Annotated in this window: 10 protein-coding genes; 8 read left to right on the forward strand and 2 right to left on the reverse strand. The window is 65.0% G+C overall.

The genetic code is table 11. From position 1 onward, the window contains the following. Nucleotides 1-141: 141 nt before the first annotated feature. The 3 genes from BM341_RS14830 (at nt 142) to BM341_RS14840 (ending at nt 2,978) form a co-directional block, all read left to right on the forward strand. Nucleotides 142-1,347 carry a glycine cleavage T C-terminal barrel domain-containing protein gene (locus tag BM341_RS14830; protein WP_089796839.1) on the forward strand — a complete coding sequence of 402 codons (1,206 nt, stop codon included), beginning with the start codon at nt 142-144 and terminating at the stop codon, nt 1,345-1,347. A 5-nt stretch (nt 1,348-1,352) separates the two neighbouring features. Continuing rightward, nucleotides 1,353-2,219: a methylenetetrahydrofolate reductase gene (locus BM341_RS14835; protein ID WP_175507881.1), complete on the forward strand. Its 867-nt coding sequence runs from the start codon at nt 1,353-1,355 to the stop codon at nt 2,217-2,219. 207 nt (nt 2,220-2,426) lie between these two features. After that, a complete protein-coding gene (locus BM341_RS14840; RefSeq protein WP_089796841.1) occupies nt 2,427-2,978 on the forward strand; it encodes a glycine zipper 2TM domain-containing protein in 552 nt (183 codons plus the stop codon). 72 nt (nt 2,979-3,050) lie between these two features. Here the strand turns inward: BM341_RS14840 and BM341_RS14845 are convergent, their stop codons facing one another. Further along, the gene (locus BM341_RS14845; RefSeq protein WP_089796842.1) at nt 3,051-4,427 is read right to left on the reverse strand and encodes a glutamine synthetase family protein; all 1,377 of its coding nucleotides are present in this window, start codon (nt 4,425-4,427) and stop codon (nt 3,051-3,053) included. A 253-nt stretch (nt 4,428-4,680) separates the two neighbouring features. On the opposite strand from BM341_RS14845, the gene BM341_RS14850 reads away from it, so the two are divergent. The 4 genes from BM341_RS14850 (at nt 4,681) to BM341_RS19075 (ending at nt 8,698) form a co-directional block, all read left to right on the forward strand. After that, on the forward strand, nt 4,681-5,448 hold the full coding sequence (locus tag BM341_RS14850; RefSeq protein WP_089796843.1) for a gamma-glutamyl-gamma-aminobutyrate hydrolase family protein: 768 nt from the start codon (nt 4,681-4,683) through the stop codon (nt 5,446-5,448). A 57-nt stretch (nt 5,449-5,505) separates the two neighbouring features. After that, the gene (locus tag BM341_RS14855) at nt 5,506-6,951 is read left to right on the forward strand and encodes an aspartate aminotransferase family protein (protein ID WP_089796844.1); all 1,446 of its coding nucleotides are present in this window, start codon (nt 5,506-5,508) and stop codon (nt 6,949-6,951) included. Then, a complete protein-coding gene (locus BM341_RS14860; protein WP_089796845.1) occupies nt 6,948-8,441 on the forward strand; it encodes an aldehyde dehydrogenase in 1,494 nt (497 codons plus the stop codon). The genes BM341_RS14855 and BM341_RS14860 overlap by 4 nt, the downstream gene beginning before the upstream one ends. An 89-nt stretch (nt 8,442-8,530) precedes the next feature. Continuing rightward, complete coding sequence (locus BM341_RS19075; protein WP_139233025.1) at nt 8,531-8,698, forward strand: DUF6435 family protein; 168 nt, start codon at nt 8,531-8,533, stop codon at nt 8,696-8,698. 188 nt (nt 8,699-8,886) lie between these two features. Here the strand turns inward: BM341_RS19075 and BM341_RS14865 are convergent. Further along, nucleotides 8,887-9,835 (reverse strand): IS630 family transposase gene (locus BM341_RS14865; protein ID WP_089796846.1). Its coding sequence is split into 2 segments (ribosomal slippage): nt 8,887-9,496 and nt 9,495-9,835, totalling 951 coding nucleotides; the frame shifts between segments, so codons are not numbered across the junction. A 168-nt stretch (nt 9,836-10,003) separates the two neighbouring features. Here BM341_RS14865 and BM341_RS14870 point away from each other — a divergent pair. Further along, nucleotides 10,004-10,787, forward strand: a 784-nt coding sequence (locus BM341_RS14870; RefSeq protein WP_089796847.1) for an IS5 family transposase, incomplete at its 3' end; no start/stop codon positions are given.

The following is a 10,787-nucleotide window of genomic DNA, read 5'->3' on the forward strand; positions in this document are numbered from 1 at the left end:
CAGGAAGCGTGCCCCCTGTCGCCCACGGCTAAGGGCGGGGCGCCCACAGCGAGATGGGGCGCTGCCGGCGGGGCTAGTGTCGAAGGTAAGGGCGACCGGCGGGTGTCGGTCCCCGGCACAGCAACAGGGGAGGAGGCGGTCATGTCTCAGGCCATCGAGAGCATCCAGAGCACTCAGAACACCCCATCGGCGCCGGAAATCCTGCTCTATCCGCGTATCCGCAAGTCACCCTTCTTCTACGCCTCGCGGCGGCACGGAGTGCGTAAGTACAGCGTCTACAACCATCACTACCATCCGCGCCTCTACACCGACCCGGTGGATGAGTACTGGGCCCTGGTGCAGGGCGTGACGCTGTGGGACGTCGGCGTCGAGCGCCAGATCGAGATCGCAGGCCCCGACGCCTTCGCCTTCACCCAGCGGCTGGTCCCCCGCGACATGCGCCATTGCCAGGTGGGGCAGTGCAAGTACGTCTTCGTCACCGCCCCCGACGGCGGTATTCTCAACGACCCGGTGCTGCTGCGTATCGAGGAGAACCGCTTCTGGCTGTCGCTGGCCGACAGCGACATTCTGCTGTGGTGCCAGGGTCTGGCGGTAAATTCTGGCCTCGACGTCACCATCCAGGAGGTGGACGTGGCACCGGTGCAGGTCCAGGGGCCGAAGGCCAAGGCGGTAATGGTCGACCTGTTCGGCGACGCCGTGCTGGGCATGCCTTATTACCACCTGATGGAGGCCGAGCTCGACGGCATGTCGGTGGTGATCTCGCGCACCGGTTACTCCGGCGAGATCGGCTATGAGATCTACCTGCGCGAGGCCAGCCGCTTCGGCGAGGCGCTCTGGCAGCGGGTCTTCGAGGCCGGCCGGCCCCACGACATGCAGGTGATCGGCCCCTGCCATATCCGCCGCATCGAGGGCGGCATCCTCGCCTTCGGCTGCGATATCTGGTACGACACCAATCCCTTCGAGGTGGGCATGGGCTACGACTGGATGGTCGACCTGCGCGGCGACGACGACTTCATCGGCCGCGCCGCTCTCGAGCGCATCAAGGCCGAGGGCGTGTCGCGCAAGCTGGTGGGGGTGGAGATCGACGGCCCCAGCGTCGGTTACTTTATCGACGGCACGATGATCGACGTCTTCCCGGTCTTCGATGCCAGCGGTGAGCGGATCGGCAAGGTGACCTCGGCCACTCGCTCGCCGCGCCAGGAGCGCAACATTGGCTACGCCATGGTGCCGGTCGAGCATGCCGAACTGGGCACCTCCCTGCACATTGAGGCCAATACCGGCCCGCAGGAGGCCAGGGTGGTGGAGAAGCCCTTCCACGATCCTGGTAAGGCAATTCCCAAGGGGTGAAGAAGGTGACGACGGCCCGTTTTGAACTGCTGCCCATCGCCGGACTGCAGGAGGCGGCCCGGGCTCTGCCGCACGGCGCCGTGGTTACCGTGACCTGCTCGCCGCGCCACGGCCTGGAGCGCACCCTGGCGGCCAGCGAGTGGCTGGTCGGGAGAGGCTTTCACGTGGTGCCGCACCTTGCCGCCCGTCTGATGCGCGACCGCGCCCACCTGGAGCAGTTACTGGGGCGCCTCGCGGCGCTGGGCATCGACGAGGCCTTCGTGGTGGGCGGCGATGTCGAGCGAGCGGTGGGGGACTACCCTCATGGCCTGGCGCTGCTCGAGGCCCTGGACGGGCTTGAGCTGCGGCCGGCGCGAATCGGCGTGCCTGTCTATCCGGAGGGGCATCACCGCATCGAAGCGGCGCAACTGCAACGAGACCTGGAGGCCAAGGTGGCGCTGGCCGATTACGCCGTCACCCAGCTGTGCTTCGAGGCGGCGCCGCTGCTGGCCTGGCGCGAGCGGCAGCGGCGGCTCGGTCTCTCCTTGCCGGTACATGCCGGGATTCCCGGCGTCATGGAGCCCAGACGGCTGCTCACCATCGCCTTGCGCCTGGGGCTGGGGCCGTCGGTGCGCACCCTGCGCCGTCAATCGGGCTGGATGGCACGGTTGCTGCGGCCATCACCCTATCGGCCCGATGCCCTGCTGGAGGGAGTGGGCCCGCTGCTCGGCGACGCCCAGGCGGGCTTCGTTGGCCTGCACGTCTATACCTTCAACCGAGTCGAGTCCACCCGCCACTGGCTGGAAAAGCGTCTGGAGCTGGTGCCCGGTCGGCCTGCGCTCGATCAGCCTGAGGACCAGGCCGCCACCCCCGCCGGCGGTCCCTTGGCATGAGGCACGCGCTGTCGTCTTCCGGCGACGGCGAGTCAACAAATATGGATACCCGCGACGAGCGCTTTCTTGCTTGCTGTAAAAGCATATACTGATCTTCGTCTCTCGCGCGGTGCAGGAAGCGATGCGTCTCTCATCGTCCTTGTCACGCCTCCGCGAAGCGGTTTCTCGAATGATGATGGCGCGTCAGCGCCCTCCAGGAGGTGGAAAATGAGCAAGTCGATCGTGGTGGGCACCACCCTGGCCGTGTTGGGGCTGGGCGGGCTGGCCTTCGGGGCCTGGCAGGTCCAGCAGGAAGACACGCCGCAATTTGCCGAGATTACCCATGTGGAAACCCTGACGCGGACCGTGGAAACCCCGCGCGAGGTGTGCGAGGACGTGGTGGTGACGCAGCGGGCACCGACCCGCGATCCCAACCGGATCGTCGGCACGGCCGCGGGCGCGATCGTCGGCGGCCTGCTGGGCAATCAAGTGGGTGGCGGCAGCGGCAAGAAAATCGCCACCGTGGCCGGAGTCGTCGGGGGTGGCCTGGCCGGCCGTGAGGTGCAGGAGCGCGTCGAGGCTGGCCAGACGACCTCCACGACCCAGCGCCGCTGCGACACCGTTGTCGATACCCGCCAGGAAGCCGAGGGCTACGAAGTGACCTGGCGCAACGGCGACGTGGTGCAGACCAGCCGACTCGACAGCGCGCCCGAGGGCGATCGTGTACTGCTCGAGGACGGGCGGCCGCAATGGGGCGCGACCCTGACCGACGAGAGCTGAACCTTCAGCGGCGCCAGTCGGCGACGCCAGAATTCTTGACGCCCCGACCGAACGGTCGGGGCGTCGTCGTGTCTAGACATGGCGCAGATACCAGTCGTATTCCAGCTTGCTGACGCTCTGCATGGCCTGGTCACGTTCGGCGCGACGGTTGGCCACAAAAACCTTGATGAAGTCTCGGCCGAGTGCCTGGGTCATTACCTCGCTGCCCTCCAGCAGGTCGAGGGCGCGCGTCCAGCTGTTGCTCAGGCTGGGCGGGAACTGCTGGTAGGCATTGCCGATCGCCGCGGCAGGCGGCGTGAGCGAGCCGGCCAGGCCGTGTTCGATGCCGGCCAGCAGGGCGGCCAGCAGCAGATAGGGGTTGGCGTCGGCGCCGGCCACGCGGTGTTCGATCCGCCTGGCCGCATTGGGGCCGGAGGGAATACGCAGCGCCACTGAGCGGTTGTCGACTCCCCAGGTAGGCGTCATGGGCACATAGAGCCCCGGCTGAAAGCGGCGGAAGGAGTTGAGGTTAGGCGCGAACAGCGCCATCGAGGCCGGCATCAGGACCAGCAGGCCGGCGATGGCCTGTCGCAGCAGTAAAGTGCCGTGAGGGTCGCCGTCGTCGGCGGCGAAGACGTTATGGCCGGCCTCGTCCAGCAGGCTGATATGCACATGGGTGCCGTTGCCCGCTTCCAGGCCGTAGGGTTTGGCCATAAAGGTCGCCTCGAAGCCATGCTTCAGCGCAACACCCTTGATCAGACGTTTGAGCAGCACGGCGCTGTCGCAAGCCGTCAGGACGTCGTCGACATGCAGCAGGTTGATCTCGAACTGGCCGGGGGCGCACTCCTTGAGCGCGGTGTCCAGCGGCAGGCCCTGTACCTCGGCGGCGTTCTGTATCGCCTCCAGAAGGTCCGAGTACTCGTCGAGCTCGTTGATCGAATAGAGCTGGCTCTGGGTGGCGCGCTCGCCGGTGGCCGGCGAGCAGGGCGGTTGCACCATGCCGAGGTCATCACGCGCCCGATCGACCAGATAGAATTCCATTTCCACCGCCACCACGGGTGTCAGGCCGCGCGCCTGTAGCCGCGCCAGCTGTTGCGCCAGCACCTGACGAGGATCGGCGAAGAAGGGCGTCTCGTCGGCTTCGACCATGCTCATCAGCAGTTGTGCCTGTCGGCCACCACGCAGCCAGGGGCTCGGCATCAGGCTCCCCGGGACCGGCCGGCAGACCCGGTCGCCGTCGCCCGTGGTCAGCCCCAACCCGGTTTCCTCGATGGTGTTGCCAAGAATGTCCAGAGCGAAGACCGACGCCGGCAGGTTGATGCCCTCCCGATAGGCTTTCTCGAGGTTGCCGCGGCCGATGCGCTTGCCGCGCAGCACACCATTGAGATCGCTGAGCAACAGGTCGATGCTGTCGATCTCGGGATGACGGTCAAGAAAGTGCAAGGCTTCATCGGTGGGGTGTGAGGGCATGGCGCACCTTTATGTCCTGTTCGTTATCTCTGTGGGCTATCTTTGAAGTCTTGTCGGGTGTTGTCAAATACTTTACGGGCTCAGTAGCGTCTCGCGATGGTGTCGCGGTGTCGAAAAGCGCCGGGGCATTGGATGAGGTGTGAAAGCGCCAGACGTTGATCGCACGGATCAGGCGGCTTGGCAGCCGCCTTTGAGCGGCGTATGTTGAGCAAAGCATAACACTCAAGTGCAATGACGACTCAAGGAGACTGACATGCAGAGCCGGCCCCTGGTGGGTGTGATCGCCTGCCGTCGTGAGGTAGAGGGGCACCCTGCCCATACGGTCACCGACAAGTACCTGACCGTCCTGCGTGACTACGGGTTGGCGCCGGTGATCCTGCCGGTCTGGGAAGGCGTCGTGCAGACCGACCTGCTTCGCCCTCTTGATGGCCTCTTGCTGACCGGCAGTTACAGCAATGTCGAACCGGGTCGCTATGGCGTAGCGCGCGCGCCCGAGAACACCCATGACGATCGGCATCGCGATGCCGCCGCGCTGGCCTGGATCCCCGCGGCGCTGGACATGGGGCTCGCCCTGTTCGGTATCTGTCGTGGCTTTCAGGAGATCAACGTGGCCTTCGGCGGCACGCTGCACCAGGCGGTGCAGATGGTGCCGGGCTTGCTCGACCACCGGGAGCCGGAGGGGGATCGCGAGCAGCGTTATGCGCCGGCCCATGACATCGAGATCCTGCCGGGCGGACGCCTGGAAGCGCTCTATCCGCAACCTCGGGCGTGGGTCAATTCCCTGCACCAGCAGGGGATCGCCTCGTTGGGGCCGGGGCTGGTGGCCGAGGCGGTGGCGCCGGACGGTCTGGTCGAGGCGATATCCGTGCGTGACGCGCCGGGCTTTGCCATGGCGGTGCAGTGGCACCCCGAATGGCGCACGCCGGAGCACCCGCTCTACGACGCCCTCTTTCAAGCGTTTGCCGGCGCCTGCGTTGCTCGTCGTCACGCGGTGACGATTACCGCCGCGGCCGATGCCTGAATCGCCAACCCAAGTCGCCAATCAACGTTGCCAAGCCACGTCGCCAGGAGAAACCCGATGACCGACGAGTTGACACGGCTCGACCGTGCCCACCATCTGCACCCCTTTACCGACTTCAAGGCGCTGGGCGAGGAGGGTAGCCGCATCATCGTTCATGCCGAGGGGGTCTATATTCATGACAGCGAGGGGCGTCGACTGCTCGACGCCATGGCGGGCCTGTGGTGCGTTAACCTGGGCTATGGTCGCGAGGAACTGATAACGGCCGCCACCGAGCAACTGCGCGAGCTTCCCTACTATAATAATTTCTTCAAGAGCACCCATGCCCCAGCGGTCAAGCTCGCCGCGAAGCTCAGCGAGATTGCCCCGGCGCACATGAACCACGTGTTCTTTACGGGTTCGGGGTCGGAGGCCAACGACACGATGCTGCGCATGGCGCGTCGTTATTGGGCATTGAAAGGCAAGCCCGAGAAACAATGGATCATCGCCCGCGAGAACGCCTATCACGGCTCTACCGTGGCCGGCATGAGCCTCGGCGGCATGGCGCCGATGCACGAACAGGGCGGCCCGCTGGTACCCGGCATCACTCATGTGCGCCAGCCCTATTGGTTTGGGGAAGGACGGTTTGGGGAAGGCCCTTTGAATGACGCGGCCGATCCGTCCGCGCAGGCGTTCGGCCGCGACTGTGCGGCGGCCATCGAGGCGAGGATTCTCGAACTGGGTGAGGACAAGGTGGCGGCGTTCATCGCCGAGCCGGTGCAGGGCGCGGGCGGCGCCATCATCCCACCCGAGAGCTATTGGCCGGCGGTCAAGGCGGTACTGGCGAAGTACGATATCCTGCTGGTGGTCGACGAGGTCATCTGCGGTTTCGGTCGCCTGGGCGCATGGTTCGGCAGCATGCACTACGACCTCGCGCCGGACCTGATGCCGATCGCCAAGGGGCTCTCGTCGGGGTATCTGCCGATCGGCGGGGTGCTGGTAGGTGACCGCGTCGCCGACACGCTCATCGAGGAGGGCGGCGAATTCTTCCACGGCTTCACCTATTCGGGCCACCCGGTCTGTGCCGCCGTGGCGCTCAAGAACCTCGAGATCCTGCAGGACGAGAGGGTGATCGAGCGGGTGCGCGAGGATCTCGGCCCCTACCTCGCCAGCCGCTGGGCGACGCTGGCCGAGCACCCCATCGTCGGCGAGGCCCGCTCGCTGGGGCTGATCGGCGCGCTGGAACTCGTCGCCGACAAGGCCGGCCGGGCGCGTTTCGACAAGTCGCTGGCCGCGGGCAACCTGTGCCGCGATATCTGCATCGAGCGAGGGCTGGTGATGCGCTCAGTGGGCGATACCATGATCATCTCGCCGCCGCTGGTGATCACCCATGCCCAGATCGACGCGATGGTCGACCTGGCCCGCGACGCCCTGGACGAGACTGCCCGTCGGTTGTCGCTACAGATCGCCCACGGCGCGGATAACCGCGCAGGCAACGTTTCAGAAACACAGGAGAGACACATATGAGCCATCCCCAGCGACATGCCGACTGGCACCAGATGGCCGCGGATATGCGATTCGAGACCCGGGCCTATATCAACGACCAGTTCGTGGACGCCGCCTCCGGCGAAACCTTCGAGACGCTCAACCCGGCCACCGGCAAGTGCCTGGCGCAGGTGGCCAGTTGCGACGGCCCCGATGCCGAGCTTGCGGTCGGTCATGCACGGGCGGCCTTCCAGGCAGGCGAATGGTCGCGACTCGCCCCGGTTCGGCGCAAGAAAACCCTCTTGGCGCTTGCCGAACTTATGGAGGCGAATCGTCACGAACTGGCGCTGCTCGACACCCTGGACATGGGCAAGCCAATCACCAGCTCGCTGGGCGACATGCAGGGCGCCATCGGCTGCGTTCGCTATCACGCCGAGTCCATCGACAAGCTGTTCGGGGAAGTGGCCCCGACCGGCGACGACTCGCTGGCGCTGGTGCTGCGCGAGCCGCTGGGCGTGGTGGCCTCCATCGTGCCCTGGAACTTCCCGCTGATGATGACCGCCTGGAAGATCGCCCCGGCGCTGGCCGCGGGCAATAGCGTGATTCTCAAGCCCTCGGAGAAATCACCGCTATCCGCGCTGCGCCTGGCCGAGCTGGCACGGGAAGCCGGCCTGCCGAGCGGCGTCTTCCAGGTATTACCCGGCTTCGGGCATACCGTGGGCAAGGCGCTGGCGCTGTCCATGGGCGTCGATTGCCTGTCCTTCACCGGCTCGACGCAGGTCGGCAAGCAACTGATGCAGTATGCCGGCCAGTCCAACCTCAAGAAGGTCTACCTGGAGTGCGGCGGCAAGAGCCCCAACCTGGTCTTCGCCGACTGCAAGGACCTGGACCGGGTGGCCCGGCATGCCGCCGAGGCGATCTTCCACAACCAGGGCGAAGTCTGCATCGCCGGTTCGCGTCTGCTGGTGGAGAATTCGATTCGCGCGGCGTTTGTCGAGAAGGTGCTCGCTGCCGCCGAGACCATGCAGCCGGGCGACCCGCTGGACCCTGAGAGCTTCATGGGCGCGATGGTCGACGAGACCCAGCATCGCCGCGTGCTCGACTTCATTCGCCAAGGGGTCGAGGAGGGTGCTTCGCTGCGCGCCGGCGGAGAAGCACTCAAGGGCGATGGCTGGTTCATTCCGCCCACCGTTTTCGACGGGGTGACGCCGCAGATGGTCATCGGGCGTGAGGAAATCTTCGGGCCGGTGCTGGCAATCTTCGGCTTCGACAGCGAAGAAGAGGCCATCGCCATGGCCAACGACAGTGACTACGGCCTCGCCGCGGGTTTCTGGAGTCAGGACATCGATCGCATCATGCGCGTGACGCGCCGGCTGCATTCCGGCCAGGTATTCGTCAACAACTGGGCCGGCGGCGACCAGACGGTGCCGTTCGGCGGCGTCAAGCAGTCGGGCAATGGTCGCGACAAGTCGCATCACAGCCTGGAGGAGTACTCCGAGCTCAAGACGGTCTGGATGTCGTTGGCCACCTGAACCATTTCGCCATATCGTGACGCGACGTATCGAAGTTGTAGAAGATTTGTCGTAGGGTGGTCTCCTTGACCACTTCTCAGGAGACCGCCATGGGGCTTTTCAATCGTGATCCCGCCAAGAAGCTTCAGAAGGAATACGAGCGCAAGCTAGAGCAGGCGATGATGGCAGCTCGCAACGGTGACATGCGGGCCAATGCGACTTTGACGGAGCAAGCCAATACGCTGCTGGCCGAGATCGAGAAGCTGAAGCCATCTTAGCCCTCGCGCTTGCCTGACCCGGCTACTCGTCGATATCCGACGAAGCACCGATGCCTTCGCAGTGACTGCTAACGCAGGAGTATCACCAGGCATCAGTGTTAAAGGAAACCTGTTGTAAAGGGTTTGTTAAAGATATGGCGTGAAGAAACACTTCGCTGTGCAGCATCTCATGGAGCATTAGAGTGTTTTCACCCTGACCGGCCATAGCCGCAGTGCAGGATATAGCGCTCGCATTCGCTGGCGGTAAACCGATCGAGCAGGCCGCCAATCGCCGACCACAGCGCATCGACGGTACGCGCGGCGGTCTTGCGCAGCAACGTTTTCAGCTTCGCAAAGACCTGCTCGATCGGGTTGTCATCGGGGCTGTAAGGCGGCAAGTAGCGCAGCTCGGCGCCACGCGCTTCGATCGCTTCCCGCACGCCAACGACTTTATGCGAGCCCAGGTTATCCATTATGACGATGTCGCCGACGCCCAGCATGGGGGCGAGCGCCTGTTCCACCCAAGCGCGAAAGACTCGCCCATTGATGGGCCCATCGAGAACCAAGGGGGCGATCAGCCCCTCCGCACGAAGCGCACAAAGGAAGGTGGTGGTCTTCCAGTGGCCGTAGGGGACGTAGCCGGGACAGCGTTGGCCGCGTGGCGAGCGGCCCCGTCGGGGACTCATCTGGGTATTGGCCCAGGTTTCATCGACAAAGACCAGCCGCCGCGTATCGAGATGAGGCCGCTCAGCCGCCCAGGCGCGCCTTGCCTGAGCCACATCGGGACGTTGCTGTTCGGCCGCGTGAACGGTTTTTTTTCAAGGTGAGCCCCAGCCGGCCCAATGTCTTCCACATCGTTGCCAGGCTCACCCGGCGGCCATGCTCAGCCTCGACCCACTGGCATAACTGCGCCAGTGTCTGGTCAGGTGCCGCAGCCACCCGTTCGGCCAGGGCGGCTTCGAGTCCAAGGAGCCGGAGGGGCACATGGTTGCATTGGGCGCCCGCGTTAAGCTGGCCGCTTCGCTGTCGCGAACGTACCCGGGCCACATAGGACTCGCTCACCGCAAAGCGTGCGGCCACTTCACGAAGCGAACCGCTGGCCGCCATGACCCGGTCGCGCAGATCCTGACCATAGGCCTGCCCCCGTCGCCATCCCATGGGATCATCCTCCCTCGAGCGCTGCACCAAGACTCCCTTCGTTATTCTGGCAGCTTGTTCCAGGCGCTGCCCCCTAAGGAAACGCTGCACAAATCCCACCGTAGCTGCCTGATCGCCATCGGCGGGGTAGAATTTGACCCTCCCACCACCGTCTGACAGAGCCATCCGATGAAGCAGATCTCGTTCGCCCAGGCAGAGCACCAGAACAAGAAGAAGGTCACCCGTCGAGAGCGTTTCCTGGCCCAGATGGAGACTCTGGTGCCTTGGCAACGGCTGATCGACGCGCTGTCGCCGTCCTACTTCCCGAACTCGGCGGGCAAGCGGGGCCGGCCGCCCATCGGGCTGGCGCGTATGCTGCGGATCTACTTCCTGCAACAATGGTATGCGCTCGCCGACGAAGCGCTCGAAGATGCGATCTACGATAGCCAGGCGATGCGCGACTTCGTGGGCATCGACCTGGCTGTCGAGAGCGTGCCGGATGCGACCACGCTGCTTCGCTTCCGCCACCTGCTGGAGAAGCATGCCCTGACCCAGCGGATCTTCGAGGAGATCAACGCCCACCTGGCCGAGCAGGGGTTGTTCATGCGCGAGGGCACCATCGTCGACGCGACCATCGTGGCAGCGGCGCCTTCCACCAAGAACCAGGCCAAGCAGCGCGACCCGGCGATGAAGCAGACCAAGAAAGGCAACCAGTGGTATTTCGGCCTGAAGGCCCATATCGGCGTCGATGCGGTCACCGGGCTGACCCACAGTGTCGTTGCCACTGCGGCCAACGTGGCCGATGTCACCATGGTCAGTCATCTCGTGCATGACGATGACAAGCGGATATACGGCGATGCCGGCTATACCGGCATGGGGAAGTACCTGGACGAAGAAAAGGACGCCCCGGATTCTCGGTGCTGCGTCGCCGCCAAGCGCGGCGCCATCAAGAAGCTGGACGACAGCCCGATGA

The sequence above is a fragment of the Halomonas korlensis genome (assembly GCF_900116705.1).
Lineage (GTDB): Bacteria > Pseudomonadota > Gammaproteobacteria > Pseudomonadales > Halomonadaceae > Halomonas > Halomonas korlensis.

Bases quoted from the DNA above. Each gene is read 5' to 3' on its own strand.
- BM341_RS14840 (WP_089796841.1), top strand. From the start codon at position 2,427: ATGAGCAAGTCGATCGTGGTGGGCACCACCCTGGCCGTGTTGGGGCTG.
- BM341_RS14845 (WP_089796842.1), bottom strand. From the start codon at position 4,427: ATGCCCTCACACCCCACCGATGAAGCCTTGCACTTTCTTGACCGTCAT.
- BM341_RS14850 (WP_089796843.1), top strand. From the start codon at position 4,681: ATGCAGAGCCGGCCCCTGGTGGGTGTGATCGCCTGCCGTCGTGAGGTA.
- BM341_RS14855 (WP_089796844.1), top strand. From the start codon at position 5,506: ATGACCGACGAGTTGACACGGCTCGACCGTGCCCACCATCTGCACCCC.
- BM341_RS19075 (WP_139233025.1), top strand. From the start codon at position 8,531: ATGGGGCTTTTCAATCGTGATCCCGCCAAGAAGCTTCAGAAGGAATAC.
- BM341_RS14830 (WP_089796839.1), top strand. From the start codon at position 142: ATGTCTCAGGCCATCGAGAGCATCCAGAGCACTCAGAACACCCCATCG.
- BM341_RS14860 (WP_089796845.1), top strand. From the start codon at position 6,948: ATGAGCCATCCCCAGCGACATGCCGACTGGCACCAGATGGCCGCGGAT.